This is a genomic window from Proteus vulgaris, from assembly GCF_023100685.1.
Taxonomy (GTDB): Bacteria; Pseudomonadota; Gammaproteobacteria; order Enterobacterales; family Enterobacteriaceae; genus Proteus.
The window spans coordinates 2,439,149-2,462,664 of the sequence record NZ_CP090064.1 but is presented as its reverse complement, the minus strand read 5'-3'; the positions used below and the strand labels follow the sequence as shown (position 1 = coordinate 2,462,664).

19 protein-coding genes and 1 tRNA gene are annotated in these 23,516 nt (G+C 36.6%); 10 read left to right on the top strand and 10 right to left on the bottom strand.

Annotated elements, in window-relative coordinates; genetic code table 11:
• Positions 1 to 67: 67 nt before the first annotated feature.
• Positions 68 to 1,063 (bottom strand): glyceraldehyde-3-phosphate dehydrogenase, encoded by a 996-nt coding sequence (gapA, locus tag LW139_RS11975; protein WP_036936343.1) that lies wholly within the window; start codon positions 1,061 to 1,063, stop codon positions 68 to 70.
• Between the two features lie 343 nt (positions 1,064 to 1,406).
• Here gapA and msrB point away from each other — a divergent pair, with 343 nt between their 5' ends.
• Together msrB and LW139_RS11965 are read left to right on the top strand one after the other, a co-directional pair.
• Positions 1,407 to 1,844, top strand: coding sequence for a peptide-methionine (R)-S-oxide reductase MsrB (gene msrB, locus LW139_RS11970; RefSeq protein ID WP_072068316.1), 438 nt, complete (start codon positions 1,407 to 1,409; stop codon positions 1,842 to 1,844).
• A gap of 82 nt (positions 1,845 to 1,926) precedes the next feature.
• The gene (locus LW139_RS11965; RefSeq protein ID WP_036912841.1) at positions 1,927 to 2,208 is read left to right on the top strand and encodes a YeaC family protein; all 282 of its coding nucleotides are present in this window, start codon (positions 1,927 to 1,929) and stop codon (positions 2,206 to 2,208) included.
• 106 nt (positions 2,209 to 2,314) lie between these two features.
• Here LW139_RS11965 and pncA read toward each other — a convergent pair whose 3' ends face one another.
• The 3 genes from pncA to sppA all read right to left on the bottom strand — a co-directional run bounded on the left by pncA (position 2,315) and on the right by sppA (position 6,106).
• Positions 2,315 to 2,959 (bottom strand): bifunctional nicotinamidase/pyrazinamidase, encoded by a 645-nt coding sequence (pncA, locus tag LW139_RS11960; RefSeq protein WP_247849995.1) that lies wholly within the window; start codon positions 2,957 to 2,959, stop codon positions 2,315 to 2,317.
• 22 nt (positions 2,960 to 2,981) lie between these two features.
• Positions 2,982 to 4,004 (bottom strand): asparaginase, encoded by a 1,023-nt coding sequence (ansA, locus tag LW139_RS11955; RefSeq protein WP_109407661.1) that lies wholly within the window; start codon positions 4,002 to 4,004, stop codon positions 2,982 to 2,984.
• A gap of 245 nt (positions 4,005 to 4,249) precedes the next feature.
• Positions 4,250 to 6,106 (bottom strand): signal peptide peptidase SppA, encoded by a 1,857-nt coding sequence (gene sppA / locus LW139_RS11950; RefSeq protein ID WP_227335412.1) that lies wholly within the window; start codon positions 6,104 to 6,106, stop codon positions 4,250 to 4,252.
• A 546-nt stretch (positions 6,107 to 6,652) separates the two neighbouring features.
• Here sppA and LW139_RS11945 point away from each other — a divergent pair.
• From LW139_RS11945 to LW139_RS11935, 3 genes are read left to right on the top strand one after another with little or no spacing between them, the layout of a single operon-like run.
• Entirely contained in the window at positions 6,653 to 7,204 is a 552-nt protein-coding gene (locus LW139_RS11945) for an NAD(P)H nitroreductase (protein ID WP_166540510.1), read from the top strand.
• 15 nt (positions 7,205 to 7,219) lie between these two features.
• Positions 7,220 to 8,263, top strand: coding sequence for a selenide, water dikinase SelD (gene selD / locus LW139_RS11940; protein WP_166540509.1), 1,044 nt, complete (start codon positions 7,220 to 7,222; stop codon positions 8,261 to 8,263).
• Between the two features lie 4 nt (positions 8,264 to 8,267).
• Entirely contained in the window at positions 8,268 to 10,229 is a 1,962-nt protein-coding gene (locus tag LW139_RS11935; RefSeq protein ID WP_166540508.1) for a DNA topoisomerase III, read from the top strand.
• A 66-nt stretch (positions 10,230 to 10,295) separates the two neighbouring features.
• Here the strand turns inward: LW139_RS11935 and xthA are convergent, their stop codons facing one another.
• The gene (gene xthA / locus LW139_RS11930; protein WP_166540507.1) at positions 10,296 to 11,102 is read right to left on the bottom strand and encodes an exodeoxyribonuclease III; all 807 of its coding nucleotides are present in this window, start codon (positions 11,100 to 11,102) and stop codon (positions 10,296 to 10,298) included.
• Between the two features lie 425 nt (positions 11,103 to 11,527).
• Between xthA and LW139_RS11925 the strand changes: the two genes are divergently transcribed.
• Positions 11,528 to 12,391: a LysR family transcriptional regulator gene (locus LW139_RS11925; protein WP_166540506.1), complete on the top strand. Its 864-nt coding sequence runs from the start codon at positions 11,528 to 11,530 to the stop codon at positions 12,389 to 12,391.
• A gap of 30 nt (positions 12,392 to 12,421) precedes the next feature.
• Here LW139_RS11925 and LW139_RS11920 read toward each other — a convergent pair.
• The 3 genes from LW139_RS11920 to LW139_RS11910 all read right to left on the bottom strand — a co-directional run bounded on the left by LW139_RS11920 (position 12,422) and on the right by LW139_RS11910 (position 14,121).
• Positions 12,422 to 12,506: transfer RNA gene (locus tag LW139_RS11920), tRNA-Tyr, on the bottom strand.
• Positions 12,507 to 12,760: 254 nt separating this feature from the next.
• Positions 12,761 to 13,609 carry a formyltetrahydrofolate deformylase gene (purU, locus tag LW139_RS11915; RefSeq protein WP_166540505.1) on the bottom strand — a complete coding sequence of 283 codons (849 nt, stop codon included), beginning with the start codon at positions 13,607 to 13,609 and terminating at the stop codon, positions 12,761 to 12,763.
• Between the two features lie 38 nt (positions 13,610 to 13,647).
• Positions 13,648 to 14,121: a YchJ family protein gene (locus LW139_RS11910; RefSeq protein WP_166540504.1), complete on the bottom strand. Its 474-nt coding sequence runs from the start codon at positions 14,119 to 14,121 to the stop codon at positions 13,648 to 13,650.
• Positions 14,122 to 14,270: 149 nt separating this feature from the next.
• Between LW139_RS11910 and rssB the strand changes: the two genes are divergently transcribed.
• From rssB to LW139_RS11895, 3 genes are all read left to right on the top strand, one after another.
• Complete coding sequence (gene rssB / locus LW139_RS11905; RefSeq protein ID WP_109407653.1) at positions 14,271 to 15,290, top strand: two-component system response regulator RssB; 1,020 nt, start codon at positions 14,271 to 14,273, stop codon at positions 15,288 to 15,290.
• Between the two features lie 178 nt (positions 15,291 to 15,468).
• Positions 15,469 to 16,377, top strand: coding sequence for a UTP--glucose-1-phosphate uridylyltransferase GalU (gene galU, locus LW139_RS11900; protein WP_109407652.1), 909 nt, complete (start codon positions 15,469 to 15,471; stop codon positions 16,375 to 16,377).
• A gap of 270 nt (positions 16,378 to 16,647) precedes the next feature.
• Positions 16,648 to 17,655, top strand: coding sequence for an NAD-dependent epimerase (locus LW139_RS11895; protein ID WP_109407651.1), 1,008 nt, complete (start codon positions 16,648 to 16,650; stop codon positions 17,653 to 17,655).
• A gap of 229 nt (positions 17,656 to 17,884) precedes the next feature.
• On the opposite strand, the gene hns is transcribed toward LW139_RS11895, so the two are convergent.
• The gene (gene hns / locus LW139_RS11890) at positions 17,885 to 18,289 is read right to left on the bottom strand and encodes a histone-like nucleoid-structuring protein H-NS (RefSeq protein WP_072068302.1); all 405 of its coding nucleotides are present in this window, start codon (positions 18,287 to 18,289) and stop codon (positions 17,885 to 17,887) included.
• 509 nt (positions 18,290 to 18,798) lie between these two features.
• Between hns and LW139_RS11885 the strand changes: the two genes are divergently transcribed.
• Complete coding sequence (locus tag LW139_RS11885; RefSeq protein ID WP_072068301.1) at positions 18,799 to 19,395, top strand: thymidine kinase; 597 nt, start codon at positions 18,799 to 18,801, stop codon at positions 19,393 to 19,395.
• A gap of 1,259 nt (positions 19,396 to 20,654) precedes the next feature.
• Here LW139_RS11885 and adhE read toward each other — a convergent pair.
• Complete coding sequence (gene adhE / locus LW139_RS11880; protein WP_109407650.1) at positions 20,655 to 23,321, bottom strand: bifunctional acetaldehyde-CoA/alcohol dehydrogenase; 2,667 nt, start codon at positions 23,319 to 23,321, stop codon at positions 20,655 to 20,657.
• Positions 23,322 to 23,516: the final 195 nt, after the last annotated feature.

The window sequence follows — 23,516 nt, the reverse complement described above, 5'->3', positions numbered from 1 at the left end:
TGGCTGGAAAATAAAAGAGCCACCTAAAAGGTGGCTCTAAGCAAAATCTTGATTTACTAGGCTCTAATTATTTAGAGATATGAGAAATCAGATCCAGAACTTTGTTTGAATAACCAACTTCGTTGTCGTACCAAGCAACTAATTTAACAAAGTTGTCGTTCAGAGCGATACCTGCTTTAGCATCAAATACTGAAGTCAGAACTTCGCCATTGAAGTCAGTTGAAACAACTGCATCTTCAGTGTAACCCAGAACGCCTTTCAGTTCGCCTTCAGCTGCTGCTTTGATAGCATCACAGATTTGTGCGTAAGAAGCTGGTTTTTCCAGACGTGCAGTCAGGTCAACAACAGAAACGTTAGGAGTAGGAACACGGAAAGACATACCAGTCAGTTTGCCGTTCAGTTCAGGAATAACTTTACCTACAGCTTTAGCAGCACCAGTTGATGATGGGATGATGTTTTGAGAAGCACCACGACCACCACGCCAGTCTTTTGCAGAAGGACCATCAACAGTACGTTGAGTTGCAGTTGTTGCGTGAACAGTAGTCATCAGGCCTTCAACGATACCGAAGTTGTCGTTGATAACTTTAGCTAAAGGCGCTAAGCAGTTAGTAGTACAAGATGCGTTAGAAACAATATCTTGGCCTGCGTATGATTTATGGTTTACGCCCATTACGAACATAGGAGTGCTGTCTTTTGAAGGACCAGTCAGAACAACTTTTTTCGCGCCAGCTTGGATGTGTTTACGAGCAGTTTCGTCAGTTAAGAACAGACCAGTTGCTTCTGCAACAACGTCAGCACCGACTTCGTTCCATTTCAGATTTGCTGGATCTCTTTCTGAAGTTACGCGGATGGTTTTACCATTAACAACGAGGTGGCCATCTTTTACTTCAACAGTACCGTTGAAACGGCCATGAGTTGAATCGTATTTCAGCATGTATGCCATGTAGTCTGCGTCTAACAGATCGTTAATACCTACGATTTCGATATCTGAACGTTCTTGAGCAGCACGGAAAACGATGCGGCCGATACGACCAAAACCATTAATACCTACTTTGATAGTCATATGTATTCCACCAGCTTTAATTTAGTGAATTAAAAAGTTGCTTCTAAAGTTACCAAAACCGCGCCAATCGTCAAGCGGAATCGTGTCAATAATTGCAAAAAATCAATTAAAAAAACACTTTTCGCTTAAAGATTGGTCGTTTTAGCTAAATGTTACGCTGTGTATTATCGGGATCAACGCCGATAAATGAAGTTACCTTTGCTCCGTTATGTGAAATTCATCACATTTCAAAAACTAAAGATTACTCTTGATGATTTTAGACTATATTTTTCAGATTTGTTGTTAAATCTTTGTTATTATTCGCTGTTGTTTTAAAAAGCATTTTTCTGAGCACGAGGTCGATATGGCAGATAATGAAAAGAAAGTGAATATTTCAAGCAATAACAATCACCTTGATTTATCAACACTCAATGAAATGCAACGTTATGTGACGCAACAACACGGCACAGAGCCTCCGTTTAGTGGTAAGTTATTACATAACCGTCAAACTGGGATTTATCACTGTTTATGTTGTTCTGCTCCTTTATTTTATTCAGATACAAAATTTGATGCAGGATGTGGCTGGCCTAGTTTTTACCAACCTGTTAACAGTGATGCGATCCGCTATATTGATGATTTTTCTCATAATATGAAAAGAACGGAAATACGTTGCCAGCAGTGTGATGCACATTTAGGTCATGTCTTTAATGATGGCCCTGCCCCTACAGGGGAGCGTTATTGTGTTAATTCAGCTTCACTGTCATTTACAAACAGTGAGACAGGTGAAGAGCAGAAAGGTTGATAGCCATTAAATTAACAAAAATATAACAAATGAAAAAACGATTCAGCCATTTTAAGTGATGATTTAGCTTATGGAGCAATCAATGGAAGTTAATGAACTTATTTCGATGGTAACCCCTGAAATTTACCAACGTATTTCCACCGCAGTTGAATTAGGCAAATGGCCTGACGGCGTTGCATTGACTGATGAACAAAAAGAACATTGCATGCAGATTGTTTTATTATGGCAAGCAAAAAATAACCACACACCTGAGCATATGACAGTAGGCACTAATGGGCAAATTACCATGAAGAGCAAACAAGAATTAAAAGCTCAGTTTCAATCTGAACGTTTGGCAACGCTAACGCCAATGGATGATGACTAAAACATATGGTGAATGGATAGAATTAATATAAAAAGGGCTACTTATTAACTGAATTGGTTAAAAATAGCCCCTTTCTGATTTTATGAAGATAAAGAAAGTAACGAACCTATTGATTGTTACGATTAAGCCAATGTGCTGAATCTATTAATGTCGCTCCCTTTGCTTGCATCTCTTCTAGCGCTACTTGGCTGTCATTATCTTGAATATTGACACCACGGCAACCGTCAGTAATAACAGATACTTGATAACCTAACTGTAAAGCATCCATGACTGTAAATTTAACGCAGTAATCAGTAGCAATACCAAGAATATAAAGATGTTTTATATTAAGCGTTTGCAAAAGGGTATGTAAGCCTGTTTGATATTCATGGTCGTTATCAAAAAAGGCACTATAGCTATCAATAAGGCGGTTTTGGCCTTTGTAAATAATATGGTTAATCAGTGTGTGATTGAGCTCAGGATGAAATTCAGCGCCGTGAGAATTTTGTACGCAATGTACTGGCCACCAAACTTGAGGTAACCCGTTCAGTTTCCCTATTTCACCTACAACAGTACCTGAGTTTTCAGCAAAACTAAGATGATCTGCAGGATGCCAATCTAAACTTGCAATAATTGGGCTTTTAGTTCGCTTGAAACCATTAATGAGCTGATTAGCTGTTTGAATAACCATCTCACTGTCGTTAACAGCTAAAGCACCCCCTGTACAAAAATCGTTTTGTATATCAACCAGTAATAGCGCAGAGTTTTTCACGAAAGTTGCCCTTTTATTAAGCTTAGTCGTTATCGTTTAATGTCATTTCACCGCGAAGGTTTTGTTGCATTAAGCGACAAATTTCAGTGTAATCATATTGTTGGCTAAGGAGATAATGCAGTTTAGTTAATGTTGCCTCAAATGTCATATCATAACCACTAATAACGCCGACTTCAGCTAAGGCTTGACCTGTTGCATAACCTTCCATATTCACTCGACCAGAAATACATTGTGTAAGATTAATAACCACAATGCCACGCTCTGTTGCTTCGCGTAGTGTAGAAAGTAAAGCAGGGTGTGACGGCGCATTACCCACGCCATAAGAACGTAATATTAATGCTTTCACGGGCTGCATCAGAATATTTTTAACTATTTCATCTGAAAGGCCTGGGTAAATGGTGACAACACCAATGGGTTGAGGCGTAATATTATGCGCAATAAATTCTCCTTTTCCTTTTGGAAATGAATTAATTTTAAATTGCTTAATATTAATCCCTGCTTCTAAAAGAGGGGCGCTATTCGGTGATGCAAACGCATTAAAACCATCTGCATGTGCTTTTACTGTGCGGTTACCGCGATACAGTGTGTTATTAAAGAAAAGTGCGACTTCATTAATTGGATGATGTGCAGCTAAATAGAGCGCATTTAATAGATTCGTTTGTCCGTCAGAACGCAAAGCTTCTAAAGGAATTTGAGAGCCAGTGACAATAATGGGTTTACTGAGATTCTCGAACATAAAAGAGAGTGCTGAGGCTGTAAATGCCATGGTATCAGTACCATGAAGAATAACGAATCCGTCATAGTTATGATAATTATCATTAATATCATCAGCGATAGATTGCCAGTCTTCAGGTGTGATATTTGAAGAATCAATTAAAGGAAGGTGCTCTTTGATTGTAAAATCGGGCATCTCTTCACGATGGAATTCTGGCATTTTAGCTAATTGGCGTTGTAAATGCCCTGATACAGGAATATAGCCATGTTCAGAATGTTGCATACCAATAGTACCGCCAGTATAAACAACGTAGATTGATTTCTTTTGCATCAGACAAAGCACTCTTATTAAGCTGTGAGAAATACCTGATTATAGGGAGTTTGTAGAATAAAAAAAGGAAAGGGCGCTAAAAAAAAGAAAATAGAAACTATCTAATATCTGCTTTAAATCATTGTGTTAAAAATTGCTTGAATACAAACGAACAAAAAGTATTTATCAGAAGATTATTCTACCAAAGGCCAGAAAAATAGAGGAATACACCCACTCTATATGAGCAGGTGTATAGATTGAAAAGATTATTGAATATCACCACAAGATAAACAATACGCATAGCGATTTAGCGGATCGTTCATATTGCGATAAAACTCAGTCTGTGTTTTAACTTCTTTTAAAACAGGTGCTGGCAAATAAGCTTGTAATGGATCAGGAATAAGCGCTTTTGCGTTAGAGGATAAACTCATTATGATCTGTTCTGACAGACTTAATTCAGGTTTCATCCAATCAACAACCGGTTGATCGATTTTTGCCATTTTAGCAACTGTATCAATAGCATCATCAAAATCACCAAACTCATCGACTAAACCGACATTTTTTGCATCTATTCCTACCCATACACGACCTTGAGCAATCAGATCAATTTGAGCCGGTGTTTTCTTCCGTGATTCAGCGACTAAATTAAGGAAAGTCTTATAACCACTTTCGATATTTAGCTGTAAAAGCTCTGCAAACTCTTCCGGTAGCTTATTAGTGACAGATAATCCGGCTAAGGGTGAAGTTGTGACGCCATCAGTATGAACACCAATAGACTCTAAGCTGTTTTCAAACGTATTAATAACGCCAAAAATACCAATAGAGCCTGTTAATGTTGAAGGGCTAGCAATAATCTTATTTGCAGGGGTTGAGATCCAATATCCGCCTGATGCAGCCATGCCACCCATTGATACAACCACATGTTTTTTCTGTTGTTTAAAAGCAGCAACTTCACTGCGTATTTGCTCTGAAGCTGAAACACTACCACCAGGGCTATTTACACGTAATACAAGCGCTTTAATGTTCGGATCTAAACGTGCTTGGCGAATTTGATTCGCAATAGTTGAACCACCCGCTGAGCCAGGGATGCTTTCACCATCAATAATCGCACCTTGGACAACCACTACGGCAATATTTCCTTCATCACTTGCAGGCAATGAAGAGGTTAGCGTATCGGCATAATCATAAATGCTGATATTGTTAAATTGCTTATTCTCTTTATCCCACTGGAAGGTTTCTGTCATATCAGCTTCAAATTGAGCGTATGAGCTTACAGAATCCACTAATTTACGATTTAGCGCATAAGTTGCGTTATCCCCATCTGCTTTGCGCAGCTGAGCAATCATCTCTTTTGCACCTGGGAAAACATCTTCTGTGGTAATACTACGGTTTTCGGCAACTTGGGTTAAATATGCAGACCACAGCGCATTAACTAAACGTAATGAAGCTTCACGAGACTCTGCTGACATATCATTGCGCATTAATGGCTCAACCGCAGATTTATACGTTCCTACGCGGAAAATATGGGTACTAATCTTTAAATTTTCTAACAGTGTTTTGTAATAGAGGTTTTGAAAACCAAAACCGTAAACACCCACCCCACCTTGGGGCGTGAGATAGACTTTATCGGCATAAGAGGCGAGGTAATATTGAGACTGGCTGTAATAACCACTTACTGCAAAAATAGGTTTACCTGTCTTTTTAAACTCATTAAGCGCTTTACCAATATAATTTAGTGAAGGTTGATCAGCACCTGCGAATTCATCAAGTTTTAATACCATTCCTTTAATTTTCGGATCTTGAGAAGCTAGGCGTAGCGTATCAACAACTTCAAATAAGGAGTTTTCTTGAAGTTGGCTACTTGATACACCTAAAAGCTCACGTCCAACTTCACCTAAAGGGTTTTGTGTTGCGGTTTGGTCAACAATCACACCTTTAAGATCAACAAGAAGGGCGCCTTCATAATCAACTGGTTTTTGTGCTTCTTTGGTGATTAAGAAAATACCAAAGACCATAAAGAGAAGGAAAAAGAAAATAACGTTTAAGATTAATTTCCTGATAAAGTTAATGGCTTGCCAACTAAATTTTAATATTGCGCCGATTAACTCCATAATTTTATTCATATTATCTCCACATCATGTAAAGCTAAATTTTAATCCTAAACAGTCATGCTAGAATTATTGGTAAGCAGGCTACATCCACATAATCTCATACTATTAAAACAAAATATGTTGTTAGCAATAGAGGGAATAGCAATAACAATGAAGGAATATTCTAATATAGCTCTTATTGAATGTCTGTCATTGATTTTTAGGAAACCATTAATGATAACCTTTTGTTTAAGGTGTTATTAAGCAAACATTTATCTTACGTGAAAATATCTAAAAAATGTCACATAAAAAGGCATCAAAGTAATATAGGAAATAGTCGAATTACAAAGGAAAGTAGGTTCAAAATAAGTTTAAATTAACTTAGGTAAGTTAAGATTAATCATTTTGTGAACAATAAATTACGATTAAATAATCATACAACTGATTTTTAGAAAAATTCCCGCCTAAATCTGTGGATGGTGGTAATATAACAGTTTGTTATACTGCGAATTGATAAGAACTGTCCATCCCCATAAGAATGGGATCTTGCTAAAATAAAATGCTGACAGGAGAATAAAAATGGATGCATTAACACTGCTTTTGAACCGCCGTTCAGCTTCTCGACTGACTACTCCAGCCCCCGATAGTGAAGCCCTTAATACTATTTTACAGGCGGGTATGCGTGCGCCTGATCATGGTGCACTTAAGCCTTGGCACTTTATTGTGATGCAAAACGAAGGCATTGAGCGTTTTAGCCAATTACTGCATAAAGCGGCTGTTGTGGGTAATTTAGGGCCAGAAGTTGAAGAAAAAGCAAAAAATGCACCTTTTCGTGCCCCTTTGATCATCACAGTTATTGCAAAAGTGAAAGATCATCCGAAAGTGCCTGAATGGGAACAAGTGGTTGCTGCTGGTTGCAGTGTACAAGCAATGCAAATGGCCGCTGTTGCACAAGGATTTGGGGGAATTTGGCGTTCAGGCTCTTGGACTCATGATGCAGTCGTAAGAGAAGGACTTGGCTGTGGTGAACATGACCAAATTATTGGCTTTCTGTATATAGGTACACCAGCCTTAAAAGCGCCAAACACGGTTTCTCCTGCCGATTTAACTGATTTTGTGACTTATTTTTAAAAAGGATGGCATGTTATGTCTGAAGCAATTCGTTTAACACAATACAGTCATGGTGCAGGCTGTGGTTGTAAGATCTCGCCAAAAGTTTTAGAAACTATTTTGCACAGTGAGCAAGCTAAATTTCATGATCCTCATTTACTCGTGGGTAATGAAACCAAAGATGATGCTGCTGTTTATGATTTAGGAAATGGCACCGGTATTATTAGTACCACAGATTTCTTTATGCCTATCGTTGATAACCCTTATGATTTCGGGCGCATCGCTGCAACGAATGCTATCAGTGATATCTTTGCCATGGGCGGAAAACCCATCATGGCAATTGCTATTTTGGGATGGCCTATTGATAAATTGGCGCCTGAAATTGCACGTGAAGTGATTGAAGGTGGGCGAGCCGCTTGCCAAGACGCTGGAATTTCACTGGCTGGTGGACATTCTATTGATGCACCAGAGCCTATTTTCGGGCTTGCTGTAACGGGTGTCGTTCCTGTGAGCAAAGTAAAGAAAAACAGTGAAGCGAAAGCCGGATGCCAGTTATTTTTAACAAAACCTTTAGGCATTGGTGTGTTAACAACTGCTGAGAAAAAAGGTTTGTTAAAACCAGAACACCAAGGTTTAGCAACAGAAATGATGTGCCGTATGAACAAAGCTGGTGCTGATTTTTCTGATATCGAAGGTGTTACTGCAATGACCGACGTTACAGGGTTCGGTTTATTAGGTCACTTGAGTGAGATTTGTGATGGCTCTGGTGTGCAAGCTACTATTCATTTTTCACAAGTACCAAGATTGCCAGAAGTTGAATCATATATCGAAAAAGGTTGTGTACCAGGAGGTACTGGGCGCAATTTCGAAAGTTATGGACACTTGATTGGTGAAATTACTGAAATGCAACGCAAATTACTTTGCGACCCACAAACTTCAGGTGGCTTATTATTAGCTGTATTACCTGAAGCTGTGGAACAAGTTAAAGACGTCGCGGCTCGTTTTGATATTGAACTAACCTCTATCGGTGAGTTAACTGAGCCAGTGGCAGGAAAAGCGTTGATTGAAGTGATTAACTAACGTAATGAGATTATTTATTGCAGAAAAACCCAGCCTTGCTCGTGCTATTGCTGATGTATTGCCAAAACCCCATAAACGGGGTGATGGCTTTATTCTTTGTGGTGATAACCAGTATGTGACATGGTGTGTTGGTCACTTGCTTGAACAAGCTGAGCCGGATGCATACGACCCGCGGTATGCCCGCTGGTCGTTAGATGATTTGCCTATTATTCCAGAAAAATGGCAACTCAAGCCTCGAGCTGATGTTAAAAAACAGCTAGAAACAATCAAGACACTACTTAAGCAGGCAAAAGAAGTGATCCACGCAGGTGACCCCGATCGCGAAGGCCAGTTGTTAGTCGATGAAGTACTTAACTATTTAAATATCAGCGAAGACCAAAGAAAGCAGGCGCGTCGTTGCTTAATTAATGACTTAAACCCAGCTGCAGTGACGCGCGCTATTGATAAATTACGTTATAACCATGAATTTATTCCATTATGTGTATCGGCTTTAGCAAGGGCAAGGGCTGACTGGCTTTATGGAATAAATATGACTCGAGCATATACGCTCTTAGGCCAGCGCAATGGTTATCAAGGCGTATTATCTGTAGGGCGAGTACAAACACCAGTATTAGGCTTAGTGGTTCGTCGTGATGAAGAAATTGAAAATTTTGTGCCTAAAGATTTCTTTGAAGTAAGAGCGCACGTTGTGACACCTGCAGATGAGCGCTTTACTGCAATTTGGCAGCCTAGTGAGCATTGTGAACCTTGGCAAGATGAGGAAGGGCGATTATTAAACCGAAAACTGGCAGAGCATGTTGTTGAGAGAATTAAAGACAAACCTGCCAATGTAACGGATTATCAAGATAAGCAAGAGTCTGAAATAGCACCACTTCCTTTTTCACTTTCCGCATTACAAATTGAAGCGGCAAAACGCTTTGGTTTAAGCGCACAACAAGTCTTAGATACCTGTCAGCGATTATATGAAACACATAAATTAATCACATATCCCCGTTCTGACAGTCGTTATCTCCCAGATGAACATTTTGCAGGTCGTCATGCGGTGATTAATGCCATTAGCGTGCATGACGGAAGTTTATTACCGCAAGAAACCTTAGATATTGATAAAAAGAATCGTTGCTGGGATGACAAGAAAGTGGATGCGCACCACGCCATTATTCCAACAGCAAAAACAGGTAATATTTCGTTAAATGAAAACGAAAAAAATATTTACTATCTTGTTGCTCGCCAGTATTTAATGCAATTTATGCCTGATGCGGTTTATCGCAAATGCGTGATTGAACTTGATATTGAAAACGGTAAATTTATTGCTAAAGCTCGATTTTTAGCTCAAGCAGGTTGGCGTGTGTTATTAGGTGCCAAAGAGCAAGATTCGGAAAATGATGGTTCTGCATTACCTATAGTAAAAAAAGGTGATGAACTGTTGTGTGAAAAAGGTGAGATTGTTGAAAAACAAACACAACCTCCAAGGCCTTTTACAGATGCAACATTACTTTCAGCCATGACAGGTATTGCGCGCTTTGTTCAAGATAAAGAACTTAAGAAAATCCTAAGAGCGACGGATGGATTAGGTACTGAAGCGACAAGGGCGGGCATCATTGAATTACTGTTTAAACGTGGTTTTTTGCAAAAGAAAGGACGAGCCATTAATTCAACGCCAGCGGGTAGAGCATTAATTCATGTATTGCCAGATATGGCAACCTTACCGGATATGACTGCACATTGGGAGTCGATACTCACACAAATTAGTGAGAAACAATTTAAATATCAAGATTTTATGATGCCATTAAATAACACCTTGATAGAATTGATTACTCAAGCGAAACGTCGCCCGAATATTCAAGCTTTCAGAAATCTTCCTGCGCCAGCGCATAATAAGAAGCGCAAGACAGCAACTAAAGGAAGTAACAAAGCAAGCGCCACAAAAAATAAAGCGCAGAGTAAAGAAGCTGCGACTGATAATTAAGCCATAAATAAAAAGCACTTCCTTAAATAATAAGGAAGTGCTTTTTTGAATAATGATTAAAGACGATTAGATTTTAAATTCAGCCCATACAGGGGCATGATCGGATGGTTTTTCCATTCCACGAATATCGTAATCAATTCCTGTTGAAATACAATTATCCGCTAAACAACGACTGGCTAAGAGTAAATCGATACGTAGTCCACGGTTGTCATCAAATCCTTTAGAACGATAATCAAACCACGAGAATTTATCATCTGTTTCAGGATGTTGTTGGCGGAAAGTATCTGTTAATCCCCAGCCCATCAATGTTGCCAGCCATTCACGCTCTTCAGGTAGGAAAGAACATTTCCCTGTTTTTAACCAGCGTTTCATATTATTTTCGCCAATGCCAATATCTTTATCTGTTGGGCTAATATTTAAATCACCCATAATAAGCACTGGGGAGGTTGGTTTTAAACTGGTAGTTAGGTAATTTTGTAAATCAGCATAGAATTTTTCTTTTGCTGGAAATTTAGTTTCATGATCACGACTTTCACCTTGAGGAAAGTACCCATTCATTACAGTGAGTAATCCTGCGGGTGTTTCAATATCTGCCATGATCATTCGACGTTGAGCATCTTCGTCATCGCCAGGAAAGCCTTTACGTACTGCAACAGGTTTTGCTTTTGTTAATAAGGCAACGCCATAATGTCCTTTTTGGCCATGATAAAAAACATGGTAGCCCAAAGATCCCACACTTTCTAATGGGAACATATCATCATGAACTTTCGTTTCTTGAAGCCCGATAACGTCAGGTTGGTGTTTTTCTATGATAGCTTCAAGTTGGTGAGGGCGAGCACGTAAACCATTAATATTGAAAGAGACAAATTTCATGTGACTGTAACCATTTATATATTGAATAATAGGATGCCTTATACTATCAGGATCATAAAATGAATGTAAGTAAATCACTTAAATCATGGCACGGCTTATCAATAGAAAAATAAAATCAGATAAAATAAAGAGCAATCAAAGAAAGTACGATAAATTAATAAAAATAGTTAATTGCATAATAAAAATTATTAATTAAACAAAGTAGAAACATAAACTAATCTTTGATAGAAGAATATAAGTATTATTATTCTTTATATGTAAGGAATAATGACATAATAAAAATAGCATTGCGGTTATAAATTGTATTCATTAAAAGGAGGTAAGGAAATATTTATATAAAATTAATTTTTAAATTAATTAATCTATATTTACATTAAATGAATTAATGAAATTATTTGTTCAACACAGCAAAGGAATGGTGAATTATGTTTTTTTCTCGTAAATTAGAAGCCTTTATGGCCGTAGTTGAAAATGGTTCATTAAGTAAAGCTGCTCGTGTCATGAATCGAACGACACCTCCAGTTGCTAAGTCTATAAAGGACTTTGAGGCAGTATTGGGAAAGCGTCTATTTAAGCGAGAGAAGTTTGGTATGAGCTTAACGCAAGAAGGGCTTGAACTTTATAATGATTTAAAATCACTTTATCTTCAGGAAAAAGAGATAACAAAAAAACATACCACAGGTATTATTAATAATAGTATTCATGTTTATTATGATTGGGGGAAAAGCCAGTATTTAACACAACTTTATCAGGCAGCTAATAAAAATTATTCACATATAAATATAATGCGATTCTCAAAAGAAAACTTTGATGAAATACCCGACTATGATGGAAATACATTAATATTAAGTTCAGAGAAAATTATTAGTGAAAGATTTAGTCTTATTCATAAAATAGACAATAAATATCTGGGGATTTGTTGTCAGCAAGAAGTTGCTAATAGTGCTAATAAGAATATTGATAAACTCTTAAGTGAAAATATTTGGTTATGTGATCCCGCATTATACAAAACAGCTAAAATAAAAAAATTAGAGAATGAAATAAGAGATGGGGGAAAATCTGTTTGCGTTAGAATGATGGATGATCTTAATTGTTGTTTACGTTTTATTCAAACGCACCATTCTCTTTTATTTACAGATGAAAACCCATTGAAAGATGAGTATGACGGAGAGCTCTGTTTTATTCCTTTAACTCAACCTACAATACTGTACAACTGTTATATTTATAAATCTAAGTATCATTCAAGCGTGTTGAATCGTTTTATTGATTTGATTGGAAAAATGGGATAAAAAATCTATTGGGATGAAGCTAAGAAGAGATGGTGGTGGGAGAAGGATTCGAACCTTCGAAGTCTGTGACGGCAGATTTACAGTCTGCTCCCTTTGGCCGCTTGGGTATCCCACCAACATTAAATTGTTCTGCTGTCCGTGACAGCGGGCGCAATAATACCAAATACCGAAGATCTGTAAAGCGCTATTTTGCTAAAAGTAGATCGTTTGCTGTAAAAATGTGCGTATTGTTCAGCTTTTGCGCTCTATCGTATTGATTTTAAGCAAAAACGTGAAAATTAATAGAAGATAAAACAAACCGCGATATGTTTTGTATCGCGGTTTATTTTTAGATAACTACAATGTATTCAATATTCATGGTTTGAGAACTTATAAAATAATTGTTCTGTTACCATAAACGAAGACACGTTGTGAAAGTACCCAATATAAAGCATGGCTAAGTACATTTTTCTCAACATCACGACCAGCTCTCATCATATCTTCTGCAGAAAATGTGTGGTCAACGTTAATTACGTTCTGTGTGATGATTGGGCCTTCATCTAAGTTATCATTTACGTAGTGAGCTGTAGCACCAATGATCTTGACTCCGCGCTCGTAAGCCTGATGGTAAGGGCGAGCACCAATAAAGGCCGGCAAGAAGGAGTGGTGAATATTGATAATTTGATTTGGGAAGTTTTGTACAAATGCAGGTGTTAATACACGCATGTATTTTGCGAGTACAACATAATCAGGTTTGTATTGATTAATTTGTGCAATTAACTTTTCATCATGTTGATCACGGGTTAATCCTTCATGACTAACAAGATGGAAAGGAATATCAAATTGCTCTACTAAATGTTTTAACGTGTCATGATTACCAATAACAGCGGCAATTTCCACATCCAGATCGCCAAATGCGCTCTTCATTAATAAATCGCCAAGGCAATGTGCTTCTTTGGTCACCATAACCACAATGCGACGACGACCTGCGGTATTCAATTCACGTTGAGAACCTTGCGGTAATGCATCATCTAAATCAGCAAGAAAAGTTTCATCATTAAAGATACCTTCAAGCTCAGTACGCATAAAAAAGCGACCAGTACGATGATCAACAAATTCACTATTTTGAACAATATTTAATTGATGCTTGTAGCAAATATTGGTGATTTTAGCGATAAGTCCTTTTGCATCAGGACAAATAGTACGCAGTATTTTTTTTTGAGTATTTGGGTGTTGCATGTATGGATAAATCCTTTCTTTTACTTCTGTGTTTGCAATTATTTGATGTTATTTTCACAACATTTTTTGTATTTACGCCCTGAACCACAAGGGCAGGGATCGTTTCGTCCCACTTTCGGTTTCACACCGTCAATATAAAACCAACAGCCGTCTATTTTTAGAAAACGAGAGCGTTCATGTAAGTACTGTTTATCATCGGCATTTCTTTCAATAAAGCAAGCCGAGAATTCAACGTATGCCTCATTTTTATTTGTGCTCGCTTGTAATGAGATAATTTTGAGTCCAAGCCATTGCGTATTTGGAAAGCCTGAAGTTAATTCATCGTGCAAGGATGCAACACGGCAAGAGGGGTGCCACGTCTTTATTAAGTAATCAGCATTATGTTTAACGAATGCGCTATAACGCGAACGCATTAATGCTTCTGCTGTTGGGGCATTTTTTTGCCCCGAATGGTAAGGCTCACAGCAATCAGAGTAGAATAATTGGCTATTACAGGGGCATAAATTCGACAAAATAATGTCCTAACTCACGTTATTAGTATGACGATTTCCCATAGATTGAAAAAAGTAATGATTGAGAATAATTAACGTCAATGTTGAACTAAACTAGTAATGTATCGCTAATTTATCAGCATGTGAAACGATAGTTACTGGAGTAACCAATGAATAAAGCCTTAGTGGGTAAAAAAATCTTGATAATTGATGATGAGGTTGTTTTTCGCACTATGCTGACGGAATACTTCTCACATGAAAAAGCGTGTGTTTATACAACCGATAACGGTAGCCAAGCATTATCTTTATTAGATAAGGGATTATTACCAGACCTTATTTTATGTGATATTCGTATGCCGGTTATGAATGGCCCTACGTTTTTGTGTCACCTTGAACAACGTAAACTTGCTATTCCTGTTATTGCTATTTCATGTACAGATAATATGTCTGAAGTAGATGATATGTTGCGCTTAGGGGCGCAAGAAATTTTTCTTAAGCCAATAACACATCTCGATAAATTAAAACAAAAAGTTATTGAAGTATTATGCCCAGGTTTTTTTGAATCAGTATTAATAGAAGGTATACATTTAGAACCTCTTTGGAATAGCTTGCGAAAAGATACACATTATATTCAGTCGTTCATAAAACAGATGCAACCTCAGGTTAAACAAGTTGTAGCGGGATATTGTGTTAATTATCGTCAGTTAAATGATATTGCTAAAATGGGATTGTTATTTGATATTGCTGCCTTATCAGAAGATCAAATTATTTTTTATTGTGTTGATATATCACGGGATGACGAAAATGGGCTTTTGGTCGCTTTACTCTTACGAGTTGTATTTAATGATGTATTAAAATCGTCAGAAAAAAATCGTTCCCTTCCAAGTATGTATAACATGTTGAATAAACTTAATAAAATGCTGAATGAAATAGGTGTAAAAGGGCAGTTTCCTATCACTTTAGGGTATTATCATACACAGAAAAAAAATATATTATTGGCATCAGCAGGATTACGAGCTGAAATAAAAACAGAGAGCAAAAAATTCGAATTGAATAGCGGTGTTCCTTTAGGTACTTTGCAACTTTTATATATTAACCAAATAAAATGTGAAGGAACAAATTGGCAATGTAAAATTTGGGATAATACGAATCAGATTAAATTAATGTTTTCCCCTATCTATAAAAGTTAAATTTAGATTAAATAAATACAGAATATCGTGCATATATTAAACATAAATGAAGAACTATCTCAATTAAGCGGTAGGGCTCTGTTTATCCTTAGATATTAGCTGGTATACTCTGGCGATTATTTTTTATGTACCCATTCATATTTAAAAATAGAACGGTACGAATTGCAGGAGAAGTATAATGTCATCAGCAGTGCGTAAAGTTAGAAAAGCGGTGATCCCTGTTGCTGGATTAGGTACAAGAATGTTACCTGCAACTAAGGCAATTCCGAAAGAAATGTTGCCTGTGGTTGATAAACCACTTATTCAATATGTGGTTAATGAATGTATTGCAGCAGGTATTAATGAAATTGTCCTTGTCACACATTCTTCTAAAAACTCCATTGAAAACCATTTTGATACCAGCTTTGAATTAGAAGCTATTTTAGAAAAACGAGTTAAACGTCAACTATTAGAAGAAGTACAAGGTATTTGCCCAAGCCATGTCACTATCATGCAAACTCGTCAAGGGATCGCAAAAGGATTAGGTCACGCTATTTTATGTGCAAAACCTTTAATTGGTGATGAGCCTTTTGCCGTTATTCTGCCTGATGTCATTTTAGATAGATACAGCGCAGATTTAACCAAAGTTAACCTGAAAGAGATGCTTTCCCATTTTGAGCGCTCTGGGGCAAGCCAAATTTTAGTTGAACCAGTACCCGAAGATGAAGTTTCTAACTATGGTATTGTTGATTGCATGGGAGAACAATTATGCCCAGGTGATAGCAAACCAATTACTCGTGTTGTCGAAAAACCGAAGAAAGAAGAAGCCCCTTCAAATTTATCTATCGTGGGCCGTTATGTGTTATCTGAAAGTATTTGGCCATTATTGGCAAAAACAGCGCCAGGTGCGGGTGATGAAATTCAGTTAACTGATGCGATTGCGATGCTGATTGAAAAAGAAGCCGTTGAGGCTTATCACCTACAAGGGAAAAGCCACGATTGTGGTAATAAATTAGGGTATATGAAAGCATTCGTAGAATATGGTATACAGCACGAAGAGTTTGGTGAAGATTTCGCACAATGGTTAAAATCACTAAAAGTAGAGTGAAATGACTCTGAATGATAATCATTTTGTATGGTAGCTTTTATTGTATGGTTCTTGCGAATACATTGTATTTTATAGACAGATGATTTTGTGAGAAATGCTAGATAAAGTGATCACAAGAGATTAAGGTATGGCTCAATGCAATCATGTATTGAGCCATACTGATTTTTGTAAAGTATGATAATGTTAAGCGTTATGATGTTTAATCAAGGTGATATTAAGCATGATAACGTTGACGTGAATAATAATTAATTGGGTTATTTGAGTGATAATATGAAAATATTAGTAACAGGTGCTGCGGGGTTTATTGGCTCTCATTTAAGTCAGCGTTTAATTGAAATGGGCTATCATGTTGTTGGAATAGATAATCTTAATGATTATTATGATGTACGCTTAAAAGAAGCTCGATTAGCTAAATTACAACAGTTAGAAAAGTTTCAATTTGAGAAAGTTGATATCGTTGATTCAGCAAAAGTGGCTCAATTATTTGTAACTCATCAGTTTGATCGTGTTATTCATCTAGCGGCTCAGCCTGGAGTACGCTATTCAATTGAAAATCCAATGGCCTATATTGATGCAAATATTGTCGGTCATATTAATATATTAGAAGGATGTCGTCACAATAAAGTAGGGCATCTTATCTATTCCTCTTCAAGCTCTGTATATGGTTTAAATCAAAAGCAACCGTTCTCAACGGAAGATAGTGTTGATCATCCTGTTTCATTATATGCAGCAACTAAAAAAGCCAATGAGCTAATGTCTCATAGTTATTCGCATTTATATCAATTACCCACAACTGGATTACGATTCTTTACCGTATATGGTCCTTGGGGTCGCCCAGATATGGCATTATTTAAATTCACAAAAGCAATGCTTGCTGGTGAACCTATTGATGTTTATAACGGCGGAAATATGACACGCGATTTCACTTATGTCGCTGATATCGTAGAGTCAGTTGTTCGTTTAATTGATATTGTTCCTAAAGCGGATGAAAGCTGGACAGTAGAAAAGGGCGAAACATCGTCTAGTTCTGCACCTTATAAAATCTATAATGTAGGTAATGGGCAACCAACAAAACTAATGGATTTTATTAAGGCAATTGAAAAATCATTAAATATTAAAGCAAAACTAAATTTAATGCCGATGCAAGATGGTGATGTCCTTTCTACCTGCGCCGATTGCCAAGATTTATCTCAGACTACCGGCTTCTCACCAAATACAAATGTAGAATACGGTGTAAAACAGTTTGTTGATTGGTATTTAAGTTATTATAAAAACTAAAGTTGTTGACTTAATAGAAACGAATAAAAAAGGAGCTATAAAGCTCCTTTTCTATTATAAATAAAAGTCAATAATGTGATTTTCACATTCTCTATTTTTGTTTCCCAACCTTATATACAAACAACATCAGCACATATTAAAATTAAACGCTTGTTTAATATCAGGGGCAAACAAGAAAATACCCTTTTAAATAATTAAAAGGGTATTTCAAATAGAATATTGACTTAAATTAGATAAGGAAATCTTCTAATGATTTGCCTTCTTCGTCAATTGCACGTTTGATTACAGCTGGTGTACGACCTTGGCCTGTCCAAGTTTTAGTTTCACCATTTTCATCAACGTAAGAATATTTAGCTGGACGAGCTGCACGTTTAGCACGGCCAGTTTTATTAACGGCACTTGCTTCAAGTAAGTCTGTTGGGTCAATACCGGCTTCTTCTAACATTTCACGGTATTTTTGTAATTTCTGAACACGCTCTTCTTCAGCTGCTTTTTCTAATGAGAATTCTTCACGACGCTCATTAACGACAACTTCGAGCTTTTCCAGCATTTCTTCTAAAGTTTCTAAAGAAGTTTCTCTTGCTTGTGCGCGGAGAGTACGGATGTTATTTAATATTTTTAAAGATTCGCTCATTTTCCTGGTCTCAAATAAATGTTGTTGGCTGATGTAATACTAATAATAGATTGCTATTTAAATTTCTGCAATACCTAAATACAAACCTTACGTAAAATTTCTTTTTTTTAAACTATTATCTCAACGAAAAAAATAATAAATGTTGAGGTATCTTTAGTCAATAAAGGAAATATGAGTAAGGAAATGCATCTTTTAACGGATGATAGCGCTAATGTAAAAGAATAGAAAGCTTTGTTCATTTTTTTATAATAACGGACTTTTTTATAAAAATGAGTTGGGGTTAACTTTCATACTTTAATAAACGTATATCAAGGCGTGTTTTAATATGTTAAGTACTTATTAAAGCTATTTATTTTTTAGGCAAAAATTAGCATTAACAATGAGTCTCATCTTTGAATGGTATATCTAGAATAGAAATAAAGGTAATAAATACTTGTTATTGATAACTTGCAGACTGTTTATGTTAGACTGTCGCCCGTGAAAATAAACACTATTTAAGGAGAGAGCTGATGGCTCAGCTTTACTTTTATTATTCAGCTATGAATGCTGGAAAATCAACATCTTTATTGCAATCCTCTTATAACTATAATGAGCGAGGAATGCGTACATTGATTTTTACAGCGGCTATTGATACACGCTTTGCAAAGGGAAAAATTAGTTCAAGAATTGGCTTAAGTGCTGATGCATTGCTCTTCAGTGATGATATGAATATTCGTGATGTTATTGTTGCTGAGCATAACAAACAACCTATTCATTGTGTATTAATTGATGAATGCCAATTTTTAAGTAAGGCTCATGTAGAACAACTTTGCGAAATAACGGACACCTATGATATTCCAGTTCTTACTTATGGTTTAAGAACAGATTTTAGAGGTGAGTTATTTACAGGTAGTGCTTATTTATTAGCGTGGGCAGATAAGTTAGTAGAGCTTAAAACAGTGTGTTACTGCGGTAGAAAAGCAAATAAAGTATTACGCTTAGATGATAAAGGAAATGTGCTGAGCGATGGTGCTCAAGTTGAAATTGGCGGAAATGAAAAATATGTTTCAGTTTGCCGTAAGCATTATACTCAGGCAACGCTAAAAGGGAGTATTGAACAAGAGTAACCTTTTTCATTTCCCTCTTTTGCGTATTTATAATGATGAAAGAGGGATTAAAATTAGTATCCAAATAAAAGCTTATATTACTTAATACTAAAAAATGTTTATCTATTTTTTAAATTTAGCCAATTTATTGGCTTTTTTTATATCAAAAATTGGCCATTCTGGTGTCCTTATGTAAAGAAATATTCTTTTTTTAAGAGAAAATTTATTCATTTCATAGATTTCATTATCATTAATCAAAAAAAACATAATCAAATATACGTAGGGTGTCTATTTTGTGATGCTGACATTGTTTTTTACAAATGATAAGACGTAAAAACATTTGATATACTAATATTATTCATAGTTTAATAAAATTGAATAAAGATAGTCATAATGGGCTATAAATCTATTTCTATTATCTATGCTTAACATAATGAAACATTTATATCGAGTCTCATTGGTGGCGCTTATTGGTTCATCTGAATCATTATCTAATAAATAAAAGATCTCACTCTATGAATTTTAATACAAGAAAGGAATTGCGCTTTTTATACTCCTAAAGGAGTAAGTCAAACCGTTAAGTGTACGAATAGCGACCTTTTGTCAGGTTATTACTTTATCAATACGCATACAGTATTTTGATAATATTTTATTGAAACTATGTGCTTTATAAAGTGAATGTTATTAATAACGTTGATGTGGGAATATTTTATATCAATATATTTTGATCGTTATTTAAAAGCTAAATGGATCGAAATGTTCATCTTTCTTCTTTTGTCTAATGAGAATAAAACTCACAGTGGACGAAAAACGGTGGTCTTAGTTTTAAAATATCTTTTTAGATCCATCCGATAAAGATAATTAGTTTAAAATAAAATTATTATGCTAACTAATGAAGAAGGTGAGGAGTTAGACGAGCGCTGTAACCTACACAGGCGGCTTTTTTTCGGATGGCTAATGCAAAGGGGTGGATGAAAAAGAAAATGGCTTAGCACTTCATTTAAAGCCATATAGGCTTAAACATCCAAAACCTTATTTTTAATAAAAAAATAATAGATGTTGGTTAAGGATAACTACTTATATTTTGTGGTTAAAAAATCGCTAAGCCACGATCAGTGGTAAAACAAAATTAAAAGGCCTGATCCCGATTGAATATCGAAATCAGGCCTTACAAGCCGTTTTATTAAAAGTGCCCAAATTTATAAGGGCACTTCATTAGCAGATTTTTATTAACAATAAATAATCGAATTTGAGGATCTGACTAACACAGAGTGTCTCGATTATTTTTTACTGCTTTTTTTAGCTGGTTTTGATTCTTCCTTTACTTCCACAACAGGATGTTCATTAAATTCACGACCGTAGTAAGAATCTAATAATAGTTGTTTCAGTTCAGAGATCAGTGGGTAACGTGGGTTAGCACCAGTACACTGATCATCAAATGCATCTTCAGATAACTTATCAATTCTTGCTAAGAAATCACTTTCTTGGACGCCTGCTTCACGAATAGAAGATGGAATACCTAATGAAGATTTCATTTCTTCTAACCATGCTAATAATTTTTCAATCTTAGCCGCAGTACGATCACCCGGTGCAGAAAGCTCTAAGTGGTCAGCAATTTCTGCATAGCGACGACGAGCTTGAGGGCGGTCGTATTGGCTAAATGCAGTCTGTTTTGTTGGGTTGTCATTTGCGTTATAACGAATAACGTTTGAAATTAATAACGCATTAGCTAAACCATGAGGAATATGGAATTCAGAGCCTAATTTATGCGCCATTGAGTGACAAACACCCAAGAATGCGTTTGCAAAAGCAATACCAGCAATAGTTGCCGCATTATGAACACGTTCACGAGCAACTGGGTTTTTAGCACCTTCATGATAACTTGCTGGCAGATATTCTTTCAGTAGTTTCAATGCTTGCAGTGCTTGTCCATCAGAATATTCGTTCGCTAATACAGAAACATAAGCTTCTAATGCGTGAGTCACTGCGTCTAAACCACCAAATGCACATAGTGATTTAGGCATATTCATAACAAGGTTTGCATCAACAATAGCCATATCAGGTGTTAATGCATAGTCTGCTAATGGGTATTTTTGACCAGTTTCGTCATCAGTTACTACCGCAAAAGGTGTTACTTCAGAGCCAGTACCCGATGTTGTGGTGATAGCAACCATTTGTGCTTTCACACCCATTTTTGGGAATTTGTAAATACGTTTACGGATATCCATAAAGCGTAGTGCTAATTCTTCGAAATGAGTTTCTGGGTGCTCATACATAACCCACATAATTTTTGCAGCATCCATTGGTGAACCACCACCTAATGCGATGATCACGTCAGGTTTAAAGCTGTTCATTTGTTCTGCGCCTTTACGCACAACACTCAATGTTGGATCGGCTTCAACTTCAAAGAAGACTTCGGTTTCAACACCAAATTTTTTCAGTACACGAGTTACTTCATCGACATAACCGTTATTGAATAAGAAACCGTCGGTTACGATAAAGGCGCGTTTTTTACCGTCACTCGCAATTTCTTCCAGTGCGATAGGTAAACAGCCACGGCGGAAGTAAATAGATTTAGGAAGTTTATGCCACAACATATTTTCTGCTCTTTTCGCCACGGTTTTAGTGTTGATAAGGTGTTTTGGCCCTACGTTTTCTGAAATGGAGTTACCACCCCATGAACCACAACCTAAGGTTAGAGAAGGAGCAAGTTTAAAGTTGTATAAGTCACCAATACCACCTTGAGATGCTGGAGTATTGATTAAGATACGAGATGTTTTCATTTTATCGCCAAAATAGGCAACATGTTCAGGGCAATTATCTTGGTCTGTATATAAGCAAGATGTATGACCGATACCACCCATTTCAACTAATTTTTCTGCTTTATGTACCGCATCTTCAAAAGTTTGAGCGTGGTACATTGCTAATAGTGGAGATAATTTCTCGTGAGCAAATGGCTCTGCTTCGGTTGTTTCTTTTACTTCACCAATTAAAATTTTGGTGTTTACAGGCACTTCAATGCCAGCCATTTCAGCAATTTTTGTTGCTGGCTGACCTACGATAGCCGCATTTAAGTTACCGTCTTTTAAGATGATATCTTGAACAGCTTTTAATTCTTTGCCTGTTAGCATATAACCGCCGTGAGTTGAGAAACGCTCACGAACTTGTTTATAGATGCTATCAACAACGATAACAGATTGTTCTGACGCACAAATTACGCCGTTATCGAAGGTTTTAGACATTAAGATTGATGCTACAGCACGTTTGATATCTGCTGAGTCATCAATAACAACTGGTGTATTACCCGCACCGACACCGATAGCAGGTTTACCTGAACTATATGCTGCTTTAACCATGCCTGGACCACCTGTTGCTAAGATCAGGTTGATATCTTCATGGTGCATTAATGCGTTAGAGAGGGCGACTGATGGCTCATCAATCCAACCAATAATGTCTTTTGGCGCACCCGCAGCGATAGCTGCATTTAAAACGATTTCTGCAGCGCGATTTGTTGCTTCTTTAGCGCGTGGGTGTGGCGAGAAAATAATACCGTTACGTGTTTTTAAGCTAATTAATGCTTTAAAAATCGCAGTAGAAGTTGGGTTAGTGGTCGGTACAATACCGCAAATGATACCAATAGGTTCAGCGATAGTCATTGTGCCGTAAGTCAGATCTTCAGATAAGATCCCACAGGTTTTTTCATCTTTATATGCATTGTAGATATATTCGGAAGCAAAGTGGTTTTTAATTACTTTATCTTCAACGATACCCATGCCAGATTCTTTCACAGCCAATTTTGCCAGAGGAATACGGGCGTCAGCGGCAGCTAATGCAGCAGCGCGGAAAATTGCATCAACTTGTTCTTGAGAGAAGTTAGCAAATTCACGTTGAGCTTTTTTTACACGAGCAACCAAATCATTGAGTTCAGTAACGTTAGTTACAGACATAAAGAGACTCCTGATAAAATGTTAAATTTTTTAAGCAAATTAGCCGTTTTGATCATCATTAATAAGAATAGTCTAGATAGATGACATCGTACTTATTTCAGTAATAATAATTAGAGGCCCTAATTTGCTTAAAAAACTTAAAAAAAACAACAATAAACATAAATATATTTTTAAAGTTACTCTCTTTTTTCGAAT